The sequence below is a fragment of the Planosporangium flavigriseum genome, assembly GCF_011947225.1.
Classification (GTDB): domain Bacteria; phylum Actinomycetota; class Actinomycetes; order Mycobacteriales; family Micromonosporaceae; genus Planosporangium; species Planosporangium flavigriseum.
Genome location: NZ_JAATVW010000005.1, coordinates 315409 through 341234, shown reverse-complemented (window position 1 = coordinate 341234; position 25826 = coordinate 315409). Strand labels below are relative to the sequence as shown.

Here is a 25826-nt window from a genome sequence, read left to right as displayed (position 1 = left end):
GACGTGAGAGCGATCAACCAACTCCGATGCGTGACGACCCGCGAGCCAATGACTGAGGCCACCACTTCCCCGAAGTGGTGGCCTCAAACGCGCTCAGGTACCGGCGCGGATCACTCCACGTTGGCCGCCATCTCGCACTGCTTGCGCCAGCGGATGCCGGCCTCGATAAAGCCGTCGATGTCACCGTCGAAGACCGCCGTGGGGTTGCCCGTCTCGTGCTCAGTCCGCAGGTCCTTGACCATCTGGTACGGGTGCAGCACGTACGAGCGCATCTGGTCGCCCCACGAGCCGGCCACGTCGCCGCGCAGCGCGTTCAGCGTGGCCGCCTCCTCCGCCCGCTTGACGGCGAGCAGCTTGGACTTGAGCACCGCCATCGCGGTCGCCTTGTTCTGCAGCTGGGACCGCTCGTTCTGGCAGCTCACCACGATGCCGGTGGGCAGGTGGGTGAGGCGGACCGCCGAGTCGGTCGTGTTGACGCCCTGACCGCCGGGGCCGCTGGACCGGTAGACGTCGACCCGGAGCTCGTCCTCGGGGATCTCAATCTCGTCGGTCTGCTCGACGACCGGAACCGTCTCGACCGCGGCGAAGCTGGTCTGGCGGCGACCCTGGTTGTCGAAGGGGCTGATCCGCACCAGACGGTGGGTGCCACCCTCGACCGACAGGGTGCCGTACGCGTACGGCGCCTTGACCGTGAACGTGGCGGACTTGAGGCCCGCCTCTTCGGCGTACGACGTGTCGTACACCTCGGTCGGGTAGCCGTGCCGCTCCGCCCACCGCAGGTACATCCGCAGCAGCATCTCGGCGAAGTCGGCGGCGTCGACGCCACCCGCTCCGGAGCGGATCGTCACGACCGCCTCGCGGGAGTCGTACTCCCCCGACAGCAGCGTGCGGATCTCCAGTGCCTCGACCTCACGGCGCAGCGCGGCGACCTCCTCGCCGACCTCCGCCAGCGACGACGCGTCGCCCTCGGCCTCGGCCAGCTCAAGCAGCACCTGCGCGTCATCGAGGCGCGAGCGCAGCCGCTCCAGCCTGTTGATCTCGCCCTGGGCGTACGACAGGCGCGAGGTCACCTGCTGCGCGCGCGCCTGGTCGTCCCAGAGGTCGGGCGCGGACGCCTGTTGCTCGAGGTCCGCCTTGTCTCGGCGTAACCGGTCGAGGTCCAGGACGGTTTCGATGTTGCGGAGGGTAGCGTCGAGCTGCTTGAGGGCGTCGGCGAAGTCGGCAGCGGTCACAACGTCAAGCGTAGTCTGCTATTTCCCGGGAACTGCCTTCAGCCAGGACAAAGCCGCGCGATGGTACCCGACCGCGAAGTCGAGGGCCGCGGCGCCGAACTCGTCGCCGGCCTTCCGGGTCTCCTTGGCCCGCTCCCGCGCCTCGGCCAGCGCCGCGGTGTGGTACTCCGCGGCCTGCTCGTAAAGATCACGTAGCTGGTCCTGCGACTGGAACTCCCCGAAGGCGACCCGGAGCGCCACCGGGTTGCGCAGCGCCTCCCGCCCGTCCGGCTCCGCGAGCCAGCGCGCGAACGCGCGCTTGCCGGCGGGAGTGATCGCGTACGGCTGGCTTGAACGCGGACCCGGCTTGCCGAGTCGGACGTACCCCATGTCGGCGAGCGCCGGCAACTCCCGATACACCTGACTACGGGTCATCGACCAGAACGGGCCGAGCCGGCGCGTCGCGGTAGCCATCAACTGGCCACCGGTCATAGGGCCATCGTGCAGCAATCCAAGGAGGGCTGCTGCTGTCGCGTTAAGACCAGATTCCACCATGTCTCCACGTTCCCATCTATTCAGCCGGGCGTCCATAATTTAACAGAATCCACAAAGAACAGTTCTCGACGGACAGTCTCTATAGGACAACGCCTGTCGATATATTACGAGGTCAAGGCAGGGGGTACCACGGTCCGGTCCCGCCCGTCTGTCCCCCGATCGAGTGAGCTAATCGGTATTCCCACCCGACATGCGGGCTGCGGGCGAGCAACCCGGACATCCACTCTCCTGGCCCGATATGAGGGCTGCCATCAAATTCTTTAACCCCGGATCGCGCGGTTATTCCGGCCACGGCGAAAAGCAATTCTTGACAGATCCCAACGGCCGGACCTAGGTTGCCAGCAATTGTAAGTCAACCTGCCTTACAGTTGGAGCGGCCGTGTCCCGCCTTGCTGGCTCGTCCAAGCTCCTGCGCGCGATGAACGAGGGTGCCGCGCTCACATACCTCCTCGAGCGCGGCCGGCTCACGCGCGCTGACCTGCGCGAACTCACCGGCCTGTCCAAGCCGACGATCTCCGAGGCGCTCCGGCGGCTCACCGAGGCCGGGCTGGCCCGCGTCGTGGGCCACCTCAGCGGCCGGCCAGGTCCCAACGCCGAGGTCTACGCCGCCAACCCCGACGCCGCGTACGCGATCGCGGTCTCCGTACGGAGTAACGGCGACCTCGCCGGCGCCGTCAGCGACCTCTCCGGCCAGGTACGGGGGCGCGCGGACGAGGCGGTCGACTTCGGCCGCGTCGACCCGGTCGACGCGGTGGCCGGAATCATCCGCCGGCTGCGCAACGCCGCCGGGCTGCCCGCGGACCGCCTGACACACGTCCAACTCGCCGTGCCGGCCTCGTACGACGCCCGTACCGAGTCGTTTCACCACGTCGGCGTCGCCGGGGACTGGCACCGACCCGGCCTGGTCAGCGAGGTCCGCCACCGCCTCGGTACCGGCGTCGGCATCGACAACGACGTCAACCTCGCCGCCGTGGCCGAACGGCGTCGGGGCGCGGCCCGCGGCGCCGACGGCTTCGCCCTCCTCTGGCTCGGCGACGACGGCCTCGGCCTCGCCATCGACCTCGGCGGCACCCTGCTGCGCGGTGCGCGCGGCGGAGCGGGCGAGATCGGGTACCTGCCGCTGTTCTCTCCCGGCCACGAAGACAGCGGACTCAACCTGCAGGACCTCGTTGGCGGCGCGGGCGTCCTCGCGCTCGCCGCCGAGCACGGCTTCGGCGGGCCCACCCCGGCAGCCGCCGTCACCGCGGCCGCGGCCGCGGTGACGAGGGGCACGGCCGCCGCGGCCGCCGCGGCCGCTTCGCCCGCGGCCGCGCCGTTCTTCAGCGCGCTCGCCAGCCGGATCACGGTCGGCCTCGCGGCGGTCGTCGCGGTGCTCGACCCACCCCTCGTCGTCCTGGCCGGCGAGGTCGCGCAGGCCGGCGGGCCGGCGCTGCGCGACGCGGTGGCGGCGGCGATGGTACGGGCCGAGCCGCTGGAAACCACGATCGCAACCACCGCGATCGACGACGACGCGGTCCTCCTCGGCGCGCTGGACGCCGGGGTCACCGCGGTACACGAAGAACTCATCTCCAGGGTGGCCAGATGAAGATCGCTGTCGTGGGGGGCGGCTCGACGTACACGCCCGAGCTGGTCGACGGCTTCGCGCGGTTACGCGACTCGGGCCTGGCCGTCGACGAACTCGTACTCGTCGACCCGGCGGCAGACCGGCTGGAGATCGTCGGCCGGTTCGCCCGGCGCATCCTCGACCGCTACGGCCACCCCGGTCGGGTCAGCTGGACCGGCGATCCGGACGCCGGACTCGACGGGGCCGACGCCGTCATCATCCAACTGCGCGTCGGCGGGCAGGCCGCCCGGATCAGCGACGAGACATTCCCGCTTTCCTGCGGATGCGTCGGGCAGGAGACCACCGGCGCGGGCGGCCTGGCCAAGGCGCTGCGTACGGTGCCGGTCGTGCTCGACGTGGCCGAGCGCGCCCGCCGCCGGGCGCGGCCGGGCGCCTGGATCATCGACTTCACCAACCCGGTCGGCATCGTCACCCGGGCGCTGCTGGACGCCGGGCACCGCGCGGTCGGGCTGTGCAACGTGGCGATCGGATTCCAGCGGCGGTTCGCCGGCCTGCTCGGCGTTTCACCGGAAGCCGTCGTCCTCGACCATGTCGGCCTCAACCACCTCACCTGGGAGCGGGCCGCGTACGTCGACGGCGTCGACCGGCTACCGTCGCTGCTCGCCACGCACCTGGACGAGCTGGCCGACGAGGTGCGGATACCGGCGCCGGTACTGACCGCGCTCGGCTGCGTCCCGTCGTACTACCTGCGCTACTTCTACTGCCACGACCAGGTGGTCCGGTCCGATCGTGACGGCCCCACCCGGGGGCAGCGGGTCGCCGAGATCGAGACCGAACTGCTCGCCAGGTACCGGGACAGCTCCCTGACGGCCAAGCCGGCGCTGCTCGGCCAGCGCGGCGGGGCGTTCTACTCGGAAGCCGCCGTCGGCCTGATCGCCGCGCTGCACGGCCTCGACCCCGACGGCGTCCACTCGGTGAACGTCCGCAACAACGGCACGCTCCCCTTCCTGCCTGACGACTCCGTCATCGAGGTCTCGGCGCGGGTCGGCGCCGACGGCCCGACCGCCCTGCCCGTCGCGCCGCTGCCGGCGGACGTCACCGGGCTGATCGCCGCGGTCGCCGGGTACGAGCAGCTCGCGGTCGACGCCGCGCTGCGCGGCGGGCGGCAGCGGGTGTACCGCGCGCTGCTGGCCCACCCGCTCGTCGGCCAGCACGAGTACGCCGAGGCGCTGACCGACAAGCTGCTCGCGGCGAACGCCCGGTGCCTGGGATGACCCTGTTCCTGGCTGTCGACGGCGGCAATTCGAAGACCGATGTCGTCCTCGGTACGGCCGCCGGCGAGGTCCTCGCCTTCGTCCGCGGCCCGGGTTCGTCACCCCACAGCCTCGGCGTGCCCGGCTCGATGCACCTGCTCGATTCGCTGATCGCGAAGGCCCTGCTCGCGAAGGCCCGGTCGGCGGCCGATGTCCGGGTCGACCTGGTCGCGGTGTACCTCGCCGGCGCGGACCTGCCGGTGGAGGTGGCACGGCTGCGGTCCGCGATCGGCTCGATGGGCTGGGCGGCCGGCTGCGTGGTCGACAACGACACGTTCGCGCTGCTGCGCGCCGGGACCTCCCGGCCGGACGCCATCGCCGTGGTGTCCGGCGCCGGCATCAACTGCGTCGGGCGTACCGCCGACGGGCGCAGTGCCCGGTTCCCGTCCCTCGGCGAGATCTCCGGCGACTGGGGCGGCGGCCAGCACCTCGCGCAGCTCGCGCTCTGGCACGCCGCGCGGGGCGAGGACGGCCGCGGCCGGCCCACCACCCTGTCGGCCGCCGTCGCGGCGCACTTCGGGCGGCCGACGGTGGGCAGCGTGAGCCAGGGGCTGCACCTCGGCGAGATCCCGTATGCGCGCATCGGCGAGCTGAGTCCGGTGCTGTTCACCGCCGCGGCCGCCGGTGACGAGGTCGCCGGCGCGATCGTCGAACAGCAGGTAGCGGAGATCCTGGCGCTGCACCGGGTCGCCGCCGACCGGCTCGGGCTCCGCGACGCCCCGCACGCCGTCGTCCTCGGCGGCGGCGTGCTGCGCGCCCGGCATTCGCGCCTGCACGAGCCGCTGCTCGCCGGTATCCGCGCTCAGGCCCCGCACGCCGAGGTGACTGTGGTGACGGATCCGCCGGTCGTGGGCGCCGCGCTGCTCGCGCTCGAGGCGCTCGGCGCCGGGCCAGGCGCCGAGCGCGCGCTCCGTCAGGCGATCAGGAACCCATGTGCGGGTACGTGTGATCGGTCGGCGGCACGAACGTCTCCTTGATCGTGCGCGGGGAGACCCAGCGCAGGAGGTTGTGCCACGAGCCGGCCTTGTCGTTGGTGCCGCTGGCCCGCGCGCCGCCGAACGGCTGCTGGCCGACCACGGCACCGGTCGGCTTGTCGTTGATGTAGAAGTTGCCGGCCGCGTAGCGCAGCGCCTTCGCCGCCCGATCGATCACCGCACGGTCGGTCGCGAAGATCGAGCCGGTCAGGGCGTACGGCGCCACCGACTCGGCCTGCCGGACCACCTCGTCGAAGTTGGCGTCGTCGTAGACGTGCACCCCGAGGATCGGGCCGAAAAACTCTGTGTGGAACACCTCGTGCGTCGGGTCGGTGCCCTCGACGATCGTCGGGCGGACGAAGTAGCCCACGGAGCCGTCGGCCGTGCCACCGGCGATCACCGTGCACGAGTCGGCGTTCTTGATCCGGTCCAGCGTCGCGGCGTTGCGGTCGAACGAGCGCTTGTCGATCACCGCACCGCCGAAGTTGGTGAAGTCGGTGACGTCTCCGTACGTGAGCGACTCGGCGGTGGCGGCGAGCTGGTCGCGCAGCCCGGCCTTCCACAGCGACGCCGGGATGTACGCCCGGGACGCCGCCGAGCACTTCTGGCCCTGGAACTCGAACGCACCTCGGATCAGCGCGGTGGCCAGGCTCGCGGGGTCGGCGGAGGGGTGCGCGATCACGAAGTCCTTGCCGCCGGTCTCGCCGACGAGCCGCGGGTACGAGCGGTAGTTGGCGATGTTCTCCCCCACCGCCCTGGTGAGGTACTGGAAGACCTTGGTGGAGCCGGTGAAGTGGATCCCCGCCAGGTCCGGGTCGGCCAGCACGACGTCGGAAACGGCGATCCCGTCCCCGGTCACCATGTTGATCACACCGGGCGGCAGACCGGCCGCCTCCAGCAGGCGCATCGTGAAGTGGGCGGCGAACTGCTGCGTCGGCGCCGGCTTCCACACGACGGTGTTGCCCATGAGCGCCGGCGCGCTGGGCAGGTTGCCGGCGATGGCGGTGAAGTTGAACGGCGTGATCGCGTACACGAACCCCTCAAGGGGCCGGTGATCCGTGCGGTTCCAGACGCCCGGCGAAGACATCGGCTGCTCGGCGAGGATCTTCTCCCCGAAGAAGACGTTGAAGCGCAGGAAGTCGATGAGCTCGCACGCGGAGTCGATCTCGGCCTGTACCGGGGTCTTCGACTGGCCCAGCATCGTGGCGGCGTTGAGCGTGTCCCGCCACGGCCCGGACAGCAGGTCGGCGGCGCGCAGGAAGACGGCTGCCCGCTCGGCGTACGGCAGGTCGCGCCACATCGGCGCCGCCTCGTTGGCGGCCGCGACGGCGGCGGCGGCGTCTTCGTGGGTCGCGTTGTGGGCGACGCCCAGCACGTGCGAGTGGCGGTGCGGCTGCACGACGTTGATCGCCTCGCCGCTGCCAGGGCGCTGCCGGCCGCCGATCGTCATGGTCAGGTCGAGCCGGTCACCCGCGAGCTCGTCCAGCTTTCGCTGCAGGCTCGCACGCTCGGGACTGCCGGGCGCATAACCGTGCACCGGCTCGTTGCGCGGTTCGGGGACAACGAAGACAGCATCCATGACACGCTCCTACGTCGAACTCAGCACCATTGGCGAGGCCGCCCCCCATCCTCGCACGCCGGCTGTGACATGAATGCCGCCTGCCGGCCCGGCCTTGTCACACGACGGGCGCCACAGACCGTCCGCGTACCCTTGCCGATGGCCCACCAAAGGGAGAGCTGACATGAGTGACCAGGGCAGCATGATGTCCGCCGACGAGACCGACATGGCGCCCGCCGACCCGGCGGCCGATGGTGTCCGGCGCGACTGGACGCCGGGAGTTCTCGCCACGCTGGCGATGGCCTGGCTGGCCGCCGTCCTGTGGTCGGCCCACAAGGCCCTCGCCGCCTCCACCGGCGTGCTGGCACTCAACGAGGCGGCCCTCGCCCTGCCCACCGTCGTCAGCGCCGGCCTGGTCACCGGCGTCGCGGTCGGCTTCGCGGCAGCCCACCTGCTCGGCCGGCGCATTCCCCGCATCGCGGCCGGCCTCGGCGGCGGACTGCTCACCGGGCTGGTCGTCGCGGCGCTGATCCTCGTCGGGTACGGCACGACGTCGGCCCTGGTCGCGCTCGCGGCCGGGGTCGGCGCGGCGAGCCTGCTGGGCGGCGCGATCAGCACGGTACGCCCGCCCGCCCTCGCCGGCGCCGCCGTGGCCGGTGCCCTGGCCTGGTTCGTCCTCAGCCTGTTGGCCAACGGATTCGCCAGCCGACTGCTCACCGTCTTCGGCGCCGACGGCAGCACGGCCTCCCAGGCAAACGCCGCCCACCGGCTGACGCTGACCCTGTCGGTCGCCGGTGGTCTCGTCGCCGGACTCGTCGCGTACCGGTATCTGCGCCCGCGCGCCGAGGGGCAGCGCTGGCCGACCTACCTGGCCGGTGGCGCCGGCCCTGGCCTGCTCCTCCTGCTGGCCGACCTGGTGGCCCTGGTCGTCGGCGCCCGGCTGCGGTCGCTGGCCGCGGCCTCCAGCGAGGCGGACCGAGCGGTGCTGAGCTGGTTCAACACCGTCGGCCTCAACACCGCGATGGTGGTGCTGTTCGTCGGGGCGACCACGGCCATGATCGCGTTCGGGCGCACGCTGCGGCCGGAGACCGAGGCGGAGTCCCCGGAGACCGAGTCCCCGGAGACCGAGTCCCCGGAGACCGGGCGGGATCAGACGAGCTGACCCAGCTCGCTGGGGTCGTACCACTCCAGCTCGTGGTCCTCGGCGCTATCCACCGTGAACTGCGCGTCCGGGTCGCCCGCGATCGCCTCTTCGACGACGTCCGCGGCCGCCGCGACGTCCTGCTCGGCGTCGTGCCCATCGACGTGAACGGCCGCGACGGCGGACAGCGGCACCGCGTCGAGCACCGTGACGAGGCTTGAGCCCAGCTCCTGGTCGGCCCGGCGGCCGATACCCGGCGACGGGAGGTCGACGGAGACCACGACCCGGCGGCGGGGCGCCTGCGGGTCGCGGCGCAGCAGGCGGAGGGCCCCCTGCGCGGCGCGGGTGAACGCCACGTACTCAAGCTCTTCCTCGTCGCCCTCGGCGTACCACTCGCGCAGGGTCGGCGTGACCGCGTGGGCCTCGCCCGGCGACTCCAGCCGGCCGTGCTCCTTGAGGGTGGCCAGCTCAGCCAGTGTGGCGGGCAGGTACACCCGGACGTGGTCGGTCACCGTCAGGACTCCACTCAGCCGATCGACAGGCGCCGGCAGCGGTGCCGCTCCCTTTGGTACACCCTGTCCGGCTCGGACGGAAGTATTTCACCCCACGCGTTGATTCTCCCCCGCAGACGCGCCAATGCGCGCTGCGGCGAAAGCTGGCGCAATCGGCCGCAGGCGACCGGTGGCAAACTAAGGTGTCGTCCACCGCCCGTCGATACGGAGACCGCCGCATGGAGCCCCGGTTCCTGCTCATGTCCGACGTCGCTGAGCAGCTCAACGTGTCGATGTCGCAGGTCTACCACATGGTGCGCAGCGGTGAGCTACCCGCGATCAAGGTCGGCGGCCGGGGCCAGTGGCGAATCGAGCGCAGCAAGCTGGAGGAGTACATCCAGCGCAAGTACGACGAGACCGCGGCCTGGGTCCGGGAGAACCCGTTGACCGGCCGCGAGGACTTCGACGAGGAGTAACCACCTCGGCTCCCTCTCCCCGCGGTCTTGGCGCTTCGCCCCAGGCCGGCTTCTTCGCGCCCCTGATCCGCCGGGGTTGACGCGCGCTTTAAGCTCAGAGCATCGAGTCGAAGGCAAACGTAAGCAAACGCAAGATCCATTAGCTGCGGAGGCTTGCATGACGGCCACCCTGAGCACCCCCGCGCCTACCCGACCGCTCGTCCGGATCCGGCGGGCGCCAGCGCTCGATCCACCCTCCGACGACGACCGGCGCGCTGACGACCACCCCGTCTGCCCCGGGCAACTGGCGCTGTTCACATCCGTTCACGGCGCCCAGGTCGGCAGCGGCCACGCGGTAAGAACGCGACAGCGGCGGGGCGAGGCTCGGCGGGTCGCTCTCGCCACCGACGATCCCACCCCACCCCGTGCCATACCCGCCGGCACCAGCAGCTCAGCCGCCACACCCCCCATCCAGGTCGCCGCGAGCCGGTTCGTCGCCGGCTGCGTGGAGGTGCTCAACGGCTTCCGGCCGGTTGGACACCTACGGGCACTCACCGCACCCGTCGAGTTCACGGCCGTCGCGAAGCAGCTGACCCGCCGGGCAATGCGGGTGCGCATGCCGGGGCGTGACGCCGCCATTCCGGAGCGCCTCGGCCTGCGCCGGCTACGGGTGTTCGAGCAGCCCACCGGCGTCGCCGAGGCGGTCGCGGTGCTTCAGCGCGGCGAGAAGTCCTGGGCGATGGCCCTGCGATTCGAGCAGCGCCGCGGACGTTGGCTGTGCACGCTGCTGGAGGTCATCTGACGACGACCGGCCTGGGTCGCCGATCACGAAAGTCACCGATCACGAAAAAGGGGCCGCCCCGGAGCAGATGCTCCGGGGCGGCCCCGGTCAGACCACGATGCGCGCTATGCGCCCTGGGGCGAGCCGTGGCAGCGCTTGTACTTCTTGCCGGAACCGCACGGGCACGGCGCGTTGCGCGACGGCCCGTTGCTGGCCGACTCGCCGGACGCCCGGTGGGCACCGCCGGTCGTCGGCAGCGCGGGCCCCGAACTGCGCGGGCCGTCGGACGAACCGGCACCGATACCGAGCGCGGGCGCCTGCTCCTGCTCGATCACGACGCCGCCCGCGCCGGCCTCGCCGTCGATCGTCGGCGCCGAGTACTGCAGGTTACGCGGCTGGTGCCCGCCCAGCCCCTTAGCCTTGATCTCCACCGGCGGCTGGATGTCCGGCAGCGGAACAGCCTGGCTGGCGTCGACGACGGGCGCCGGCGCCTCCTCGACCTGCACCTTGAGGTTGAACAGGAAGCCGACGGCCTCTTCCTTGATGCCCTCGAGCATCTGCGCGAACATGTCGAAGCCCTCGCGCTGGTACTCCACCAGCGGGTCGCGCTGGGCGTACGCCCGCAGGCCGACGCCCTCCTGGAGGTAGTCCATCTCGTAGAGGTGCTCGCGCCACTTGCGGTCGATCACCTCGAGCAGCACCCGCCGCTCCAGCTCGCGCATGATCTCGGAGCCGAGCTCCTCCTCGCGCCGGGCATACGCGGCGTGCGCGTCCTCCTTCAACTGCACCTCGAGGAACTCCTTGTCGAGCCCCTCCAGGCCACCGACCTCCTCGATCAGGGCGTCGCGGTCGAGCCCGACCGGGTAGAGCTGCTTGAGGCTGCTCCACAGGCGGTCGAGGTCCCAGTCCTCGGCGTACCCCTCGGCGGCGGCGCCCTGCACGTACGCGCTGATCGTGTCATCGATCATGTGCTGGACCTGCTCGTTCAGGTCCTCGCCGTCGAGTACGCGCTTGCGCTCGGCGTAGATCACCTGGCGCTGCTTGTTGAGCACCTCGTCGTACTTGAGGACGTTCTTGCGGATCTCGGCGTTCTGCGCCTCGATCTGGGTCTGCGCGCCGCGGATCTGCCGGGTGACCATCTTCGACTCGATGGGCACGTCCTCCGGGATGTTGAAGCGCTCCATGACCGCCTCGACCGCACCCGACCGGAACCGGCGCATCAGCTCGTCCTGCAGCGACAGGTAGAACCGGGACTCGCCCGGGTCGCCCTGCCGGCCGGAGCGGCCGCGCAGCTGGTTGTCGATCCGGCGGGACTCGTGCCGCTCGGTGCCCAGCACGTACAGGCCACCGGCGGCGACGACCTCCTCGGCCTCGTCCGCGCACAGCTTCTTCCAGCGCTCGAGGGCGTCGTCCCAGGCGCCGGCGTACTCGTCGGTCTCCGGCTCCAGGCCACGCTGGCGCAGCTCGGTCGCCGCGAGGAACTCAGGGTTGCCGCCGAGCAGGATGTCGGTGCCCCGGCCGGCCATGTTGGTCGCGACCGTGACCGCGCCCTTACGCCCGGCCTGGGCGATGATCTCGGCCTCCTGCGCGTGGAACTTGGCGTTGAGGACCGAGTGCGGGATGCCGCGCCTGCGCAGCATCTGCGAAAGGATCTCGGAGTTCTGGACGCTGACCGTACCGACGAGGACCGGCTGGCCGAGCGCGTGGCGCTCGACGATGTCCTCGACGACCGCGTTGAACTTGGCCTTCTCGGTCTTGTAGATCACGTCCGAGCGGTCGGCCCGGACCATCGGCCGGTGCGTCGGGATGGTGACCACGCCGACCTTGTAGACCTTGTTGAACTCGCCGGCCTCGGTCTGCGCCGTACCGGTCATACCGGACAGCTTCTCGTACAGCCGGAAGTAGTTCTGCAGGGTGATCGTGGCAAGAGTCTGGTTCTCCTGCTTGATCTCCACGCCTTCCTTGGCCTCGATCGCCTGGTGCATGCCCTCGTTGTAGCGGCGACCGTGCAGGATGCGGCCGGTGAACTCGTCGACGATCAGGACCTCACCGTCGTTGACGATGTAGTCCTTGTCCCGCTTGTACAGCTCCTTGGCCTTGATGGCGTTGTTGAGGTAGCCGACCAGCGGGGTGTTGACCGATTCGTACAGGTTGTCGATGCCCAGCCGGTCCTCGGCCTTGGCGACGCCCCGCTCGGTGACCGCGACGGTGCGCTTGCTCTCGTCGACCTCGTAGTCGCCCTCGCCGTCGGTGCCGCGCTGCATCTTGGCGACCAGCTTGGCGAACTCCGTGTACCACCGGGCGGACTGCTCGGCCGGGCCGGAGATGATCAGCGGCGTACGGGCCTCGTCGATCAGGATCGAGTCGACCTCGTCGACGATCGCGAAGTTGTGGCCGCGCTGGACCAGGTCCTCGGACGACCACGCCATGTTGTCGCGCAGGTAGTCGAAGCCGAACTCGTTGTTCGTGCCGTACGTGATGTCGCAGGCGTAGGCGGCCTTGTGCTCGGCCGGCATCTGGTTCGGCAGGATCACGCCGACGGTCAGGCCGAGGAACCGGTGGACGCGGCCCATCCACTCCGCGTCACGCTGAGCGAGGTAGTCGTTGACCGTGATGAGGTGCACGCCCTTGCCGCTCAGCGCGTTGAGGTAGGCGGGGAACACGCCGGTCAGGGTCTTGCCCTCACCGGTCTTCATCTCGGCGATGTTGCCGAAGTGCAGCGCCGCGCCGCCCATGATCTGCACGTCGTAGGCGCGCTGACCGAGCACCCGCCGCGCCGCCTCACGGGCCGTGGCGAACGCCTCGGGAAGCAGGTCGTCGAGGGTCTCCCCGTCCGCCAGGCGCTCCTTGTACTGGTCGGTCAGCTCCCGAAGCTCAGCATCGGTCAACTCCGTGTAGCTCTCCTCCAGAGAGTTCACGGCGTTGGCTATGGCTTGGAGCCGGCGGACCATACGGCCTTCACCGGCGCGAAGGATCTTCTCGAAAATTGACACGGATCAGCGCTCCCTCAACTGCCTGCGGACCTAATCGTAGGCGCCCGACGGCGCAAACCGCCGCCCGCGTCCCGGCAAAGGCGTCCTTTGCTCCTCACCGAGCGGGGTTTTCCGCCACAGGCGAACGGGTCGGGCAGAATCCACAGCATGGATTCGATCGAGGCGGGACCTGTAACCCTGCGTCAGCTCGGGTCCGGCGACATCGCCGACATCACCGCCGGTTGTAACAATGCGCTGGTCCAGCGTTTTCTTCCCCAGCTGCCCCGCCCGTACACCGAGGCCGACGCCCGCTTCTTCGTGGGTGAGTACGCGCCGGCGCAGTGGGCCGCCGGTGGCGCGCAGTTCGCGATCGCCGATCCGCTGACCGACCGCCTGCTCGGGTGCGTCGGCGTGCACCCCCGGGGCCGGGGCGCGGGCGAGATCGGGTACTGGGTCGCGCCGTGGGGCCGCGGCCGCCGCGCCGCCGCCAACGCCGCCCGCGCCGTCTCCGCCTGGGCTTTCGAACAAGGGTACGCACGCCTGGAGATCCGTACCGAACTCGCCAACTCCCCGAGCCAGCGGGTCGCGATCGCGGCCGGGTACGCCCGGGAGGGGGTCCAGCGCGGCGGCGGGCAGGGCCGCGGCGGCACCCGGTACGACCTGATCACGTGGGGGCGTCTGGCCACCGACCCGCCCGGCCCCACTCCCCGGTTGCTGCCCGACCTACCCGGCGGTGAGCTCAGCGACGGTACGGTCACGCTGCGGCCCATCGGCGTCGAGGACACCGAGGACGTCCTCCGCACCCACCAGCTACCCGAGGTCGTCGCCGCCCAGATGCCGCCGGAGCCGTTCACCCCCGAGCGGGCGGCCCGGCGGTGCGCGCACGCGGAGTCCAACTGGCTCGCCGGCGCGCAGGCGACGCTCTCGATCCGGGACGCCGTCACCGACGCCTTCGCCGGCGAGATCGGGCTGTACTACGCCGAGCCACCGACCGGCCAGGCCATGATCGGGTACGACCTCGACCCGGCCTGGCGTGGGCGCGGCTACGCCAGCCGGGCGGTGCGCCTGCTGACCGCCTGGGCGTTCGAGCGCACCGGGATCGCGCGGATCATCGCCGGTACCGCCCCGGAGAACATCGCCTCCCAGCGCGTACTGGAGGCGGCCGGCTTCCGCCGGGAGGGTTACCAGCGCTCGCGGCTGCCCGGGGTGTCCGGCGCCCGCATCGACGACCTGCTGTACGCACTGCTCCCCGACGACCCCGTCGTCACCCCCACCAGAACACCGTGGCAATGATCACGTAGAGGGCGATCAGGGTGGCGCCCTCCAGCCAGTTCGACTCGCCGTCGTACACGATGAGGCTGACCGCCAGCACGCTCAGCACCGCCCCGATGACCAGCATCGGGGCGAAGACCAGGGTCAGCGCCGTGCCGGTGGTGAAGCTCAGCAGCACCAGCGCGGGCCCGAGGACCAGGGCGACCTGCAGCGGGCTGTTGACGATCACCGAGACCGCGTAGTCGGCGTGGTTGCGCGCGGCCAACTGAATGCCCACCACGTTCTCCACGGCGTTACCGGCGATCGCGACCACGATGAGGCCGGCGAACGCCTGGGAGATGCCGAAGGCGTGGATGGCCGGCTGAAGCGCGTGCACGAACCACTCGGAGACGACCGCGGCCACGACCGCGGCGAGCGCGAGCAGGCCGACGGCCAGCCACACTGGCCAGCGCGGCTCCTCCATCGGTACGGGCTCCGCCGGCACCGCGTTCGCCGTGGCGGCGGCAGCCGTGGCGGCGTCGCCAGCCGTGGGGGCGTCGCCAGCCGTGGGGGCGTCGCCAGCCGTGGGGGCGTCGCCAGCCGTGGGGGCCGCAGCCGGCACCGAGCCACCATGCCCGTGGCGCAGCGAGGCCGGCAGCGACAGCGCGAACAGCACGAGCAGAACGACCGACACGATCACCGACAGGCGCGTCTCGTGCGGCTCGGCCGGGGTGTGCACGTACGCGGCGACGCTGGGCAGCACCAGCGCGCCGGTCGCGAGGACGAGCAGCGCCGTCGTCGTACGGGCCCGGTGCGTGCTGAACACCTGGACGCCGTGGCGCACCCCGCCGATGACGAACGCCAGGCCAAGGATGAACAGCAGGTTGGCCAGGATCGAACCGATGACCGCCGCCCGTACCAGGTCGGGCAGGCCGGCCCGCAGGGCGAAGTACCCGATGAACAGTTCCGGCAGGTTACCCAGGGCGCCCTGGAGCACGCCCGTCGCGCCCGCGCCGAAGCGGTCGCCCAACTGCTCGAGACTGCGCCCGACGAGCGTAGCGAGCAGGGCGACCGCCACGGCGGAGACGACGAACGGCACGACGGCACCGACGTGCACGTACCGGGCCACGCCGGCGAGCGCCACGGTAACGGCGCTGCCGACGAGGATGGCGATATCCGACCGGATTACGGCGCGGTCGCGCATATGCCGATTGTCGCTTCAGATCCGGCCGGAAGCGCTGGTCAGCGCCTGGTCGGCGGCCTCAGAACGCCAGGCTGATGACCCCGTAGTCGTAGGCGTGCCGACGGTAGACGACGCTCGGCCGGCCGGACTCCTTGTCCATGAAGAGGTAGAAGTCGTGGCCGACGAGCTCCATCTGGAACAGCGCGTCGTCGACCGTCATCGGCTCGGCGGGGTGTTCCTTCTCCCGCACGACGTGCCAGGGCTGGTCGTCGTACTCGGGCGTGTACTCGTCGATCGCCGTTGCGGTAGCGGTCGAGGCGGTGCGGGCGTCGGGCGACGCCTCGCCGCCGATACGCGCCAGCGGCGCGGTGGCCGCGGCGACGGAGATGGGCGCGCGGCGGCCACGATGTACCCGCCGGCGGTCGGCGGTACGCCGTAACCGGGCGTCCAGTTTGGCGATGGCGGCGTCGAGCGCCGCGTAGAAGTCGGCGCAGCACGCCTCGGCGCGCACGACCGGGCCGCGCGAAACACAGGTGATCTCGACGCGCTGGCAGTGGTCGGACTGGCGCGGGTTGCGCTCGTGGAAGAGTTCGATGTCGACCCGAATAATCTTGTGGTCGTAACGCTCGATCTTGTGTAGCTTGTCGGCGACGAGCTGACGGTAGTGGTCCGGTACTTCGACGTTACGGCCTTTGACAACAATGTCCACGCTTGGCCTCCACCTCGGTGAGTACGGTGCACCGGTTCGATAACCGGCGACATTCGGTGGGATTCGTCCCTGTGGGACTAATGAAACCGGCGCCTCGCGAAAGCTGCCGGCAAAAGGTGTCTTGCCCTCACCTCCCTCATGCTGCGACCAGCGCGGTCGCAATGGACCTTTCGGGCGGTGTGCCTAGCCTTGACATTAACCGGAGAACCTCGACGCTAACCCGCGGAAAGGCCTGCGTCACCCCATCGATACCGGAAGCACCGGAATGGCAACCGAGCGTTATCGAGCCGATACGCGCCGTTGAGTCGCCGCAAGCACGGCCGCCACCTGAACATCGAGCGCCGCCGCGCGCAGCCGGGCCGCCACCGCGGCCAGCGTCGCCCCCGTGGTCACGACGTCGTCGACCACGACCAGCCGTACCCCGCCGCGCACGGCCGCGGTCACCGCCGCCAGCCGGCCGGGTACGAGCACGAACGCGGCCTCGGCTGCGCGTAGCCGATCCACGCTGGACAGCTCCGCCGAGTCCGGGCGCGGCCGGGCGCGCAGCGGGCACGCCACCCCGGCCTGCCAGCCCCGCCGCGTCAACGCCCGCGCCGCCCGGCGCGCGAGGCGGAGCATGTGGTCTCCGTAGCGGTCCCGGGAGGCGGTCGCCGTCGCGGGTACCGGCACCAGCAGCACCGGACCGGGTACCACGGCCGCCGCCACCACATCGGCGAGCCGGTCACCGAGCGGGCCGGCCAGACCGTGCCGGCCCCGCTCCTTGTACGCCAGGATCGCCGCCCGCAACGATCCCGCGTACGCCGCGAGCGCGACGCAGCGCGGCAGACCCGGCGGCTCGGGCTGCGGGCGTACCCGCGCGGGCCGCGCCGCCGCGAGCGCCGCCACACAGTCGGCGCACAGCCCGCCACCGTGCCCGGCAGCCGCGGCGCAGCCGGCACACTCGGCCGGCAGGACCAGGTCGACCAGCGCCGACCAGGTATCGCTGAGCAGGCTCCCCCGGACGGCCACGGCGCTAGTCCAGAAAGAACGGCGCGGACGACATCGGCTGCTTCGCCGACGAGCCCGACGGCGACGGGCTGGGTGCCGCCGACGGCTCCGGCAACGTGTACTCCTCGACGCTGCCGGAGAAGACCCGGTACGCGCGCCCGTTCGCCTCGATCATGATGGGCCCGCGCTCACCCCGCGACGAGTCGTCGCGGCGTACCGACGGATCGGCGACGACCCGGGCCACGGTGAGACCCGACAGGTTCCGCATGGACATCTGCTCGATCAGTGCACTGTCGACCGTCACCTCCACGAGAGCCGACTGCCCCGCCGAGCGCCCCGCGACGACCAGCCACTCCTCGCGGCTCCACGCCACCCCGACCGCCTCGCTCAGGGTGGTCTGCACCTCCTCCAGCTGCGCCACTGACGGGACCGAGCCTTCGAACGTCAGGACCCCCGCGTACACCAGTCCACTGGCGATCAGCGCGATGCGCCGGCCGTCGGGTGCGACCGAGACCGCGGTCACCCCGCTGACCCCCGGCGGGGTCCGATCCACCGCCTGCTTGCTCACCACCGACACGGCGAAGAGCCGGCCGGCCGCCGCGACCAGGAACGCCGGGTCGCCGGAGACCGGGGTCGTCAGCCCCACCGGCCTGCTCATCGTGTCGGCCGCCAGTTCGGTCGGGACGTACTGGGCCACCTTCGCACCCTGGTTGTAGCTGCCGAGCCAGAGCCGTAGCGCCCCCGGGGCGTCCTCACGTACCAGCGCGACGTGCTGTACCGGGCCCCGGAGGATGGCGGCGCTCACCACGCCCGTGTTGTCCTCGCTGGCGAGCGCCGGCACCACGACCGGGTCTCCGGCTAGCTGACGGACCCGCCCCTCGATGACGGCGAACCGGGGTGGCTCCTTCTGCCCGTCCGGCGCGGCGGCGGGGTTGTCCCACGCGGCTTCACGCCCCAGGTCCTGGCGCTGGCCCTCGATCTGCAGCTCAACCGCGCTCGCGAGCGAGCGCAGGGACCAGCGCAACTGCACCACCAACTTCGCCAACTGCCCCTGCACGCTCGCGGCCTTCGCCGAGAGGTTGATGCGGGCGGCACCGGGAGCGCCGTCCAGGACCGGCCGGTCCTTGATCTCGATGGCGGCCGGCAACGGGTTGACCGCTGGCCGCAGCGACTCCGACGGCCCGTCGCGCAGCCAGCTGGCCAACTGCACCAGCCGGTTGGCCGGCGACAGGGACCGGTTGATGTAGCGCAGATCCGGGACGAGGCTGCGGTTGAAGGTGTCCCAGAAGTAGATCGGCTGGACCTCGTACAGGTTGTCCAGCCCCTCGTCACTCAGCAACATGCCGGCCGGCGGGTTGGCGATCCGCAGGCCCCTGCCGTGCTCTTCCGGAACGACAGTGAACGTCCAGGTGTACGGGGCGCTGCTCGACTTCGGGTCGACCGCGCCCCGGCTGTTGAGCACACCGATCGGCTGCATCAACACCTCGACCCGAATCCCGTTGGCCGTGGTCACCGGAAGGTTGAACTGCGTCCGCACGACCGTGATCTCCTGGCCGCGGATCCACGTGCTCTGCCCCTCGGCGGTCATGAACTCCTTGGCGGCGTCGACCGCCTTGTCGGTCGCGGCAGGGTCCTGGCTGGTGTCGTTGCCCCAGGCGATCGCCTTGAGATACCGCCGGACCAGCTCCGGGGCGTCGTTGGCCCCCGCCGGCGTCTTCTTCGTGACCAGCGAGTCGGAGTTGGACGGCGCACCGTTGCGGGGCGCGTCCTTGACGACGATCGGCGGCCCCGAACTGGGGACGCCGCATCCGACCAGCGACAGGGGCAGCGCCACGACGGCGAAAAGGGTGAGCAGCCGGCCGCGGCGCCTCACCGCCCCGGCTCCTCGTCGGCGAAGGCGTCAGGGCCGGCCGTCACCATCGCGGCGGGCGTACCGGACGTCGCCCGGGCCCCGGTCACTTGCGCCCCACCCAGCGACGGCAGGGGCAGCGCGTCGTCGGGAATCAGCGGTAGCGGAGCGGAGACAAGGCGGTCACCGGCGCGTACGGGCAGGGTCAGGCGGAACTGCGCGCCCTGACCGGGCGCTCCCCACGACTCCAGCCATCCGCCGTGCAGCCGCGCGTCCTCCAGGCTGATCGACAACCCGAGACCGCTGCCGCCCGTCTGCCGCGCCCGGGACGGGTCGGCGCGCCAGAACCGGTTGAACACCAGCTTCTCCTCCCCCGGCCGCAGCCCCACCCCGCGGTCGCGCACCGTCACCGCGACCGCCGAGTCGTCGGCGGCCAGCGTGACGCACACCGGCTTACCCTCGCTGTGCTCGATCGCGTTGCCGATGAGGTTACGCAGGACGCGCTCGATGCGCCGGGGGTCGATCTCGGCGATCACGGGGGCGTCGGGCACGTCCACCTCGACCGCGCAGCCGGCGCGCTCGCCGACGGACGCGAGCCCGTCGGCGGCGCGCAGCACCACCGGCACCAGGTCCGTCGCCTCGGCGTCGAGCAGCGCGAAGCCGGCGTCGAAGCGGCTGATCTCCAGCAGATCCGTCAGCAGCCCCTCGAACCGGTCCAGCTCCGCCTGCAGCAGTTCCGCACTGCGGGCCACGGCCGGATCGAAGTCCTCCCGCGAGGCGAAGATGAGGTCAGCGGCCATCCGTACGGTCGTCAGCGGCGTACGCAGCTCGTGCGAGACGTCCGAGGTGAACCGCCGCTGCAGCCGGGACATCTCCTCCAGCCGCACGATCTGGCGCTGCAGGTTGGCCGCCATCTGGTTGAACGAGGCGGCCAGCCGCGCCAGGTCGTCCTCGCCGCGCACCTCCATGCGCTGGTCGAGCAGGCCGGCTGACAACCGCTGCGCGGTGCGCGCGGCGATCCGTACCGGCCGCACAACCAGCTGGGTGACCAGCGCGGCGACCATGGCCAGCAGCCCCACCAGCGCCACGCCGGTCGCGATCAGCGTGGTGCGCACCAGATCGACCGTGGCGACCTCGTTGTCGAGCGGGAACAGGTAGTACAGCTCGAGCTGTCCCCCGGCGCCGCTGCTGTTGACCGGCGTACCGAAGACCAGGTATCGCCGCTCGCCCCGGCCGTCCGGGTTGGCGGTGAGGTACTGGCGGGCCACCTTGCCCCGGCTGACCTCCTTGCGGAGCGCGGCGAGGCGGCCCGACGACACCACCTCGTACGCCCCCGCCTTGGGCCAGGCCAGCAACTGGGTGGGCAGCGAGGCGAGAGAGGCGTCGCTGGCACGCATGACGACCTGTACCTGCCCGCTCTGCTCGGCGTTGCCTAGGGCGACGACCATTGCCGGGACCGTGGCGAGCAGCGCCGGGTCACCCGGCTGGGTCACGCCCCGCAGCTGGCTCGCCGCGTACGTCGCGCCCTGGCCCACCGTCTTGTTGGCCGATCGCACCTTGGCCTCGAGCAGACCATCCGTGATCCGCGAGGCGACCACGAAACCGAACACCACCACCACGAGCGCCGACAGCACCAGGGTGATCGACACGATCCGCGCCTGCAGCGAACGGCGCCAGGACCGGCGGCCGCGGGCCCAGGCCCGTGGAAGGTGCCGCAGCGGCCCGGACGACAGCGCGCGTACCTGTACGGCGTCGACCAGCCGGCGGAGCCGGCGTGCGTCGACCAGCCGGCGGAGCCGGCGTGCGTCGACCAACCGGCGGAGCCGGTGTGGAGCGGTGGCACCGTCGGTGATGACGTCCGAGTGGCTGGGCTCGGACACGATCTAGCCCGTACCGGCCTTGTAACCGACCCCGCGCACGGTAAGGATGATCTCGGGGCGCTCCGGGTCGGGCTCGATCTTCGCGCGCAGCCGCTGCACGTGCACGTTCACCAGGCGGGTGTCGGCCGCGTGCCGGTACCCCCACACTTGCTCGAGTAGGACCTCTCTGGTGAAGACCTGCCGCGGCTTGCGGGCCAGCGCCACGAGCAGGTCGAACTCTAACGGGGTCAGCTTGACCTCTTCCCCGTTGCGGGTCACGGTGTGCGCCGGGACGTCGATACTGATCTGATTGCCCGGGGGCCCGATCGTGAGCAGTTCGGGCGCCACATCCTCGCCCCGGCGCAGCCGGGCGCGCATCCGCGCGACCAGTTCCTTGGGCTTGAAGGGCTTGACGACGTAGTCGTCGGCGCCCGACTCGAGGCCGAGCACGACGTCGACGGTGTCGCTCTTCGCGGTCAGCATCACGATCGGCAGCCCCGACTCGGCGCGGATCGCCCGGCACACGTCGATGCCGCTCATCCCCGGCAGCATCAGGTCGAGGAGCACGATGTCGGGCCGCGCCTCCCGGAACGCAGTGAGAGCCCGCTCGCCGTCGGCGACGAAGGACGGCTGGAAACCTTCGCTGCGCAGCACGATGCCGAGCATCTCGGCGAGCGCGGGGTCATCGTCGACCACCAGTACACGGGCCCTCATGCGGCCCAATGATTCCACCTTTCGGGCAGGACGTGGGCGACGCTCCCCCAACCGATTTGATCGTGGAGATTTTTAGGACGGTTTGGAGCAATATCGCCGGGCCCAAAAACGGCAGGCCGGGGGCGGTCACCGCCCCGGCCTGCCGTCCGACATCCGCGGTCAGACCAGCTTCAGCGCCTCCGCGTAGTGGCAGGCCGACGCGTGGCCCTGACCCCGGTCGATCAGCGCCGGCACCTCGTCGACGCACTTCTGCCGCTCGGCGTCGGTCAGCTCGTTCGCGAACTTGGGGCAGCGCGACCGGAACCGGCACCCGCTGGGCGGGTCGACCGGGCTGGGCACGTCACCGGTAAGCGTGATCCGCTGACGGCTGCGCTCCTTGCGCGGGTCCGGCAGCGGAATCGCCGAGATCAGCGCTTGGGTGTACGGGTGCGCGGCCTTGGTGAACAACTGCTCTTTCTCGGCAATCTCGACGATCCGGCCGAGGTACATCACGGCGACCCGGTCGGCGATGTGCCGCACCACCGACAGGTCGTGCGAGATGAACAGGTACGACAGGCCCAGCTCGTCCTGCAGGTCCTCGAGCAGGTTGATCACGCCGGCCTGGATCGACACGTCCAGCGCCGAGACCGGCTCGTCGAGGACCAGCGCCTTGGGCCGCAGCGCGAGCGCCCGGGCGATGCCGATGCGCTGGCGCTGGCCGCCGGAGAACTCGTGCGCGTACCGGTTGCCGTGCTCGGGGTTGAGCCCCACCATCCGCAGCAGCTCGCGTACCTTGTCGCGGCCCTGTGTACGCGAGCCATACAGCCCGTGGATCTGCAGCGGCTCGGCGACGATCTCGTTGATGGTCATCCGCGGGTCGAGCGAGGCGAACGGGTCCTGGAACACGATCTGCAGGTCCCGCCGCAACGGCCGCATCTGGCTCGGTGACAGGTCGACGAGGTTGCGCCCGTCGTACCGCACCTCCCCGGAGGTCGCCTTGATCAGGTTGAGCAGCAGCCGGCCCGTCGTCGTCTTGCCGCAGCCCGACTCCCCGACCAGCCCCAACGTCTCGTTTCCGAACAGATCGAACGAGACGCCGCACACCGCGTGGACGTCACCGACGCGCCGGCGGATCAGGCCACGCGAGCGCACCGGGAAGTGCTTGACGAGATCACGGACGGCGAGCACGGGCTCCCGGCCGGCGCTCACGGCCGGCTCCGCCACGTTGGCCGCGGTCATTGCTGTACCTCCAGGTCCCGAGGCGTCACGCCCTCGGTATCCACCGACGTCGGCCGGAATAACTGCGCGGCGCTCACCCCGACCAGCTTCTCGTGGAAGTGGCACGCCGACAGGTGCGCGGGCGCGTCAGTGGCGTACAGGTCGGGCTCCCGCTCCTCGCACACAGGCTGGGCGAGCGGGCAGCGCGGGGTGAACGGGCAGCCGGGCGGGAGGTTCATCAGGGACGGCGGGGAGCCCACGATCGGCGTCAGTCGTTCGCGGCCGCCCTCGTCCAGGCGCGGCAGGCTGCCGAGCAGACCCAGTGTGTACGGCATCCGCGGCTCGTAGAACACCTGGTCGACGGTGCCCTTCTCGACCAGCTTGCCGGCGTACATGACACAGATCCGGTCGGCGTGCCCGGCAATGACCCCGAGGTCGTGGGTGATCAGCACCAGCGCGGCACCGGTGGCCGCCCGGGCCGCTTCGAGGGCCTCCAGCACCTGGGCCTGCACCGTCACGTCCAGCGCGGTGGTGGGCTCGTCGGCGATGATGACGTCCGGGTCGTTGGCCATCGCGATCGCGATGACCACCCGCTGGCGCATGCCGCCGGACATCTCGTGCGGATAGTTGTTCGCCCGCTGCTCCGGGAACGGGATGCCGACCGTGGCGAGCAGTTCGACCGCCCGGTCCATCGCCGCCTTCTTCGAGACGTCGTTGTGGGCCAGGATCGCCTCCGCGATCTGGCGGCCCACCGTGTACACGGGGTTGAGCGAGGTCAGCGGGTCCTGGAAGATCATGGCGATCTTCTTGCCGCGGACCGCGGCGTACTCGTTCTCGCTACGGCCGAGCAGTTCCTCACCGCGGAAGCGCACCGATCCGGAGATCCGCGCGGTCTTCGGCAGCAGGCCCATGATGGCCATCGAGGTCACCGACTTGCCCGAACCGGACTCGCCGACGATCCCCATCGCCTCCCCCGGGGCCAGTCGGTAGCTGACGCCCCGCACGGCCTGGACGACGCCGTCCTCCGTGGGGAACTCGACGGTGAGGTTCTCGACCTCCAGGACCGCCGCACCGTCGCCGGCCTTGCGGCCCGACTGGATATTGATCTCTGCTGTCATCGGCGTTGCCTCGTCTGTCGGGGGTCGAGCGCGTCGCGCAGGCCGTCACCGATGAAGTTGACCGTGAGCGCGATCAGGATGATGAACAAACCGGGAAAGTAGAACAGCCACGGCCGGGTCTGGACCGCCGACTGCGCCTGCGAGATCAGCAGCCCCAGCGAGGTGTCCGGCGAGTGCACGCCGAAGCCGATGTAGGACAGCGCCGTCTCGGCCAGGATGCCGCTGGCGACCAGCAGCGTCGCGTAGACGATGACGACCGCGAACGCGTTGGGAACCAGGTGGCGCAGGATGATCCGGGTGTCGGAGGCGCCGAGTGCTCGGGCGGCCTCGACGAACTCCTGTTCGCGCAGGGACAGCACGACGCCACGCACGGCACGGGCCACCAACGGGGCGCTCAGGCCCCCCAGGATCAGGGCGATCATCCACCAGGTGCCGCCGCCGGTGCTGCCCAGCGCAGCGGCCAGCGCGATCGCGGGGATCGTCAGGACCAGGTCGGCGAACCGCATCAGCACGGAGTCGGCGAGGCCTTTGTAGTAGCCGGAGATGCCGCCCCACACCACCCCGAGGGTGGAGGCAACGAGGGCGATGCACAGCGCCACCTTCACCGACTGCTGCAGCCCGCGCAGCACCTGGGCGAACCCGTCGTGGCCGAGGCTGTCGGTGCCGAACGGGTGCGCCAGCGACGGCGGCTGCGAGTTGTCCGGGGTGATGTCGGTGTACGTGTACTTCCACAGCAGCGGCCCGACGAACGCCAGCAGCACAATCAGGATGAACACCACCAGGCTGGCCACGGCCAGCCGGTGCCGCAGGAAGCGGCGCACCGCCTGCTGGAACTGGCTGCGCTCCTTGACGGTGAATTCCCGTTCGGCTGCTCCGGTCGGGGACGTCGGTTGAGGGGTACCCGGCGTCACCGAACTCGCACGAATTTCACTCATAACGGATCCTCGGGTCGAGCACGCTGTACATCAGATCGGCGATCAGATTGAAGATGATGACGATGATCGCGGAGACGAGCAGCCAGCCCATCATCGCGTACGCGTCGCGACCGGCGATCGACGTGAGAAGGAACTCGCCCAGCCCGTGCCACTGGAAGACCCGTTCGGTGATTACCGCGCCGCCCAGCAGGGCCGCGATGTCGAGGGCGGTGACGGTCGTCAGCGGGATCAGCGCGGTCCGGAGCGCGTGGCGTACCAGGACCTGCCGGGAGCGCAGGCCCTTTGCCCGAGCCAACCGCACGTAGTCGCTGTTGAGCACCTCGAGCATGGCGGCGCGCTGGAACCGGCTCCACGCCGCGTAACTGATCAAGCCCAACGCGATGGTCGGTAGCACCATGTGCCCGGCAATGTCCTTGATGTTGCCCCAGGCCGAGTCGTCAACGAGGAAAGGTGACTTGTCGCCGATCGTAAAGAACGTCTGAGTACCGGTGGCCTGGTTGTAGGCGATGCCCGCGGACTTGAGCAGGATCGCGAACCAGAACGACGGCATGGCGAGGAACAAGAAGCCCAGGAACGTGAAGCTGTAGTCGGTGACCGAGTACTGCTTGACGGCGCTCACCACGCCGGTGATCACCGCGAAGATGAGGGCGATCAGGACCGAGACCAGCACCAGTCGCAGCGTCACGAGGAGCCGGTCACCCAGTTCGTTCCCGATGTTCATGTTGCTGTGAACCGACGGGCCGAAATCCCCGTGCAGGACGAGGTTCTTCAGCCAGAGCCAGTACTGCTCCCAGAGCGGCTGATCCAGCCTGAGCCGGCGCTCCTCGTTCAGGATGGTCTGCGGTGGCGGCGGCGGGTTACGGAGTTTCAGACCCTCCAACGGGTCACCGGAGAACTTGACGATGAGAAAGACCAGAATCGTCGATCCGAACAGGATCGGGATCGACATGAAGACGCGTCGAATGACGTACGCGAGCACGCAGACCTCCCAGCTGTGCCCACTTAGTGT

General features: G+C 70.6%; 22 protein-coding genes. 7 read left to right on the top strand and 15 right to left on the bottom strand.

The genetic code is table 11. The features are described 5' to 3' along the window. Window positions 1-110 precede the first annotated feature (110 nt). On the bottom strand, window positions 111-1232 hold the full coding sequence (gene prfB, locus HC028_RS10690) for a peptide chain release factor 2 (protein WP_168075871.1): 1122 nt from the start codon (window positions 1230-1232) through the stop codon (window positions 111-113). A gap of 18 nt (window positions 1233-1250) precedes the next feature. Beyond that, a complete protein-coding gene (locus tag HC028_RS10685) occupies window positions 1251-1766 on the bottom strand; it encodes a PadR family transcriptional regulator (protein WP_168075869.1) in 516 nt (171 codons plus the stop codon). A gap of 379 nt (window positions 1767-2145) precedes the next feature. Between HC028_RS10685 and HC028_RS10680 the strand changes: the two genes are divergently transcribed. From HC028_RS10680 to HC028_RS10670, 3 genes are read left to right on the top strand one after another with little or no spacing between them, the layout of a single operon-like run. Next, window positions 2146-3351, top strand: coding sequence for an ROK family transcriptional regulator (locus HC028_RS10680; protein ID WP_168075867.1), 1206 nt, complete (start codon window positions 2146-2148; stop codon window positions 3349-3351). Then, entirely contained in the window at window positions 3348-4604 is a 1257-nt protein-coding gene (locus HC028_RS10675) for a 6-phospho-beta-glucosidase (RefSeq protein ID WP_168075865.1), read from the top strand. The genes HC028_RS10680 and HC028_RS10675 overlap by 4 nt, the downstream gene beginning before the upstream one ends. Then, window positions 4601-5620 (top strand): N-acetylglucosamine kinase, encoded by a 1020-nt coding sequence (locus tag HC028_RS10670; protein WP_168075863.1) that lies wholly within the window; start codon window positions 4601-4603, stop codon window positions 5618-5620. The genes HC028_RS10675 and HC028_RS10670 overlap by 4 nt, the downstream gene beginning before the upstream one ends. Here HC028_RS10670 and pruA read toward each other — a convergent pair. Continuing rightward, window positions 5565-7196, bottom strand: a complete 1632-nt coding sequence (gene pruA / locus HC028_RS10665) for an L-glutamate gamma-semialdehyde dehydrogenase (protein ID WP_168075861.1) — start codon at window positions 7194-7196, stop codon at window positions 5565-5567. The genes HC028_RS10670 and pruA overlap by 56 nt on opposite strands. Before the next feature lie 163 nt (window positions 7197-7359). On the opposite strand from pruA, the gene HC028_RS10660 reads away from it, so the two are divergent. After that, complete coding sequence (locus tag HC028_RS10660) at window positions 7360-8337, top strand: hypothetical protein (RefSeq protein ID WP_168075859.1); 978 nt, start codon at window positions 7360-7362, stop codon at window positions 8335-8337. Here the strand turns inward: HC028_RS10660 and HC028_RS10655 are convergent. After that, window positions 8325-8828 (bottom strand): DUF6912 family protein, encoded by a 504-nt coding sequence (locus tag HC028_RS10655; RefSeq protein ID WP_168075857.1) that lies wholly within the window; start codon window positions 8826-8828, stop codon window positions 8325-8327. The two genes, HC028_RS10660 and HC028_RS10655, sit on opposite strands and share 13 nt — an antisense overlap. Window positions 8829-9046: 218 nt before the next feature. Here HC028_RS10655 and HC028_RS10650 point away from each other — a divergent pair, with 218 nt between their 5' ends. After that, on the top strand, window positions 9047-9283 hold the full coding sequence (locus HC028_RS10650; protein WP_168075854.1) for a helix-turn-helix domain-containing protein: 237 nt from the start codon (window positions 9047-9049) through the stop codon (window positions 9281-9283). Window positions 9284-9440: 157 nt separating this feature from the next. Beyond that, window positions 9441-10064, top strand: coding sequence for an Rv3235 family protein (locus tag HC028_RS10645; protein WP_168075852.1), 624 nt, complete (start codon window positions 9441-9443; stop codon window positions 10062-10064). Between the two features lie 104 nt (window positions 10065-10168). On the opposite strand, the gene secA is transcribed toward HC028_RS10645, so the two are convergent. After that, window positions 10169-13036 (bottom strand): preprotein translocase subunit SecA, encoded by a 2868-nt coding sequence (gene secA, locus HC028_RS10640; protein ID WP_168075850.1) that lies wholly within the window; start codon window positions 13034-13036, stop codon window positions 10169-10171. Between the two features lie 147 nt (window positions 13037-13183). Here secA and HC028_RS10635 point away from each other — a divergent pair, with 147 nt between their 5' ends. Next, entirely contained in the window at window positions 13184-14308 is a 1125-nt protein-coding gene (locus HC028_RS10635; protein ID WP_168075839.1) for a GNAT family N-acetyltransferase, read from the top strand. Here the strand turns inward: HC028_RS10635 and HC028_RS10630 are convergent. The 10 genes from HC028_RS10630 to HC028_RS10585 form a co-directional block, all read right to left on the bottom strand. Next, complete coding sequence (locus HC028_RS10630; protein ID WP_168075837.1) at window positions 14280-15470, bottom strand: calcium:cation antiporter; 1191 nt, start codon at window positions 15468-15470, stop codon at window positions 14280-14282. The two genes, HC028_RS10635 and HC028_RS10630, sit on opposite strands and share 29 nt — an antisense overlap. 58 nt (window positions 15471-15528) lie before the next feature. After that, window positions 15529-16158 carry a ribosome hibernation-promoting factor, HPF/YfiA family gene (hpf, locus tag HC028_RS10625; RefSeq protein WP_168075835.1) on the bottom strand — a complete coding sequence of 210 codons (630 nt, stop codon included), beginning with the start codon at window positions 16156-16158 and terminating at the stop codon, window positions 15529-15531. 279 nt (window positions 16159-16437) lie between these two features. Next, entirely contained in the window at window positions 16438-17166 is a 729-nt protein-coding gene (locus HC028_RS10620; RefSeq protein WP_239075353.1) for a ComF family protein, read from the bottom strand. A gap of 4 nt (window positions 17167-17170) precedes the next feature. Next, window positions 17171-19018: an LpqB family beta-propeller domain-containing protein gene (locus HC028_RS10615; RefSeq protein WP_168075833.1), complete on the bottom strand. Its 1848-nt coding sequence runs from the start codon at window positions 19016-19018 to the stop codon at window positions 17171-17173. Next, window positions 19015-20727, bottom strand: coding sequence for an MtrAB system histidine kinase MtrB (mtrB, locus tag HC028_RS10610; protein ID WP_239075360.1), 1713 nt, complete (start codon window positions 20725-20727; stop codon window positions 19015-19017). Before mtrB ends, HC028_RS10615 begins: the two co-directional genes overlap by 4 nt. A gap of 150 nt (window positions 20728-20877) precedes the next feature. Beyond that, window positions 20878-21567 carry an MtrAB system response regulator MtrA gene (gene mtrA, locus HC028_RS10605; protein WP_168075831.1) on the bottom strand — a complete coding sequence of 230 codons (690 nt, stop codon included), beginning with the start codon at window positions 21565-21567 and terminating at the stop codon, window positions 20878-20880. 159 nt (window positions 21568-21726) lie between these two features. Then, on the bottom strand, window positions 21727-22785 hold the full coding sequence (locus HC028_RS10600; protein ID WP_168075829.1) for an ABC transporter ATP-binding protein: 1059 nt from the start codon (window positions 22783-22785) through the stop codon (window positions 21727-21729). Next, window positions 22782-23882 carry an ABC transporter ATP-binding protein gene (locus HC028_RS10595; RefSeq protein ID WP_168075819.1) on the bottom strand — a complete coding sequence of 367 codons (1101 nt, stop codon included), beginning with the start codon at window positions 23880-23882 and terminating at the stop codon, window positions 22782-22784. The genes HC028_RS10600 and HC028_RS10595 overlap by 4 nt, the downstream gene beginning before the upstream one ends. After that, complete coding sequence (locus HC028_RS10590; RefSeq protein ID WP_168075817.1) at window positions 23879-24817, bottom strand: ABC transporter permease; 939 nt, start codon at window positions 24815-24817, stop codon at window positions 23879-23881. Before HC028_RS10590 ends, HC028_RS10595 begins: the two co-directional genes overlap by 4 nt. Continuing rightward, entirely contained in the window at window positions 24810-25796 is a 987-nt protein-coding gene (locus HC028_RS10585) for an ABC transporter permease (RefSeq protein ID WP_168075815.1), read from the bottom strand. The genes HC028_RS10590 and HC028_RS10585 overlap by 8 nt, the downstream gene beginning before the upstream one ends. Between the last annotated feature and the right edge of the window lie 30 nt (window positions 25797-25826).

Coding starts and splice junctions, on each gene's coding strand:
- HC028_RS10685 (WP_168075869.1), bottom strand. CDS start 1,766: ATGGTGGAATCTGGTCTTAACGCGACAGCAGCAGCCCTCCTTGGATTG.
- HC028_RS10675 (WP_168075865.1), top strand. CDS start 3,348: ATGAAGATCGCTGTCGTGGGGGGCGGCTCGACGTACACGCCCGAGCTG.
- HC028_RS10670 (WP_168075863.1), top strand. CDS start 4,601: ATGACCCTGTTCCTGGCTGTCGACGGCGGCAATTCGAAGACCGATGTC.
- pruA (WP_168075861.1), bottom strand. CDS start 7,196: ATGGATGCTGTCTTCGTTGTCCCCGAACCGCGCAACGAGCCGGTGCAC.
- HC028_RS10660 (WP_168075859.1), top strand. CDS start 7,360: ATGAGTGACCAGGGCAGCATGATGTCCGCCGACGAGACCGACATGGCG.
- HC028_RS10650 (WP_168075854.1), top strand. CDS start 9,047: ATGGAGCCCCGGTTCCTGCTCATGTCCGACGTCGCTGAGCAGCTCAAC.
- HC028_RS10645 (WP_168075852.1), top strand. CDS start 9,441: ATGACGGCCACCCTGAGCACCCCCGCGCCTACCCGACCGCTCGTCCGG.
- HC028_RS10635 (WP_168075839.1), top strand. CDS start 13,184: ATGGATTCGATCGAGGCGGGACCTGTAACCCTGCGTCAGCTCGGGTCC.
- HC028_RS10630 (WP_168075837.1), bottom strand. CDS start 15,470: ATGCGCGACCGCGCCGTAATCCGGTCGGATATCGCCATCCTCGTCGGC.
- mtrA (WP_168075831.1), bottom strand. CDS start 21,567: ATGAGGGCCCGTGTACTGGTGGTCGACGATGACCCCGCGCTCGCCGAG.
- HC028_RS10600 (WP_168075829.1), bottom strand. CDS start 22,785: ATGACCGCGGCCAACGTGGCGGAGCCGGCCGTGAGCGCCGGCCGGGAG.
- HC028_RS10595 (WP_168075819.1), bottom strand. CDS start 23,882: ATGACAGCAGAGATCAATATCCAGTCGGGCCGCAAGGCCGGCGACGGT.
- HC028_RS10590 (WP_168075817.1), bottom strand. CDS start 24,817: ATGAGTGAAATTCGTGCGAGTTCGGTGACGCCGGGTACCCCTCAACCG.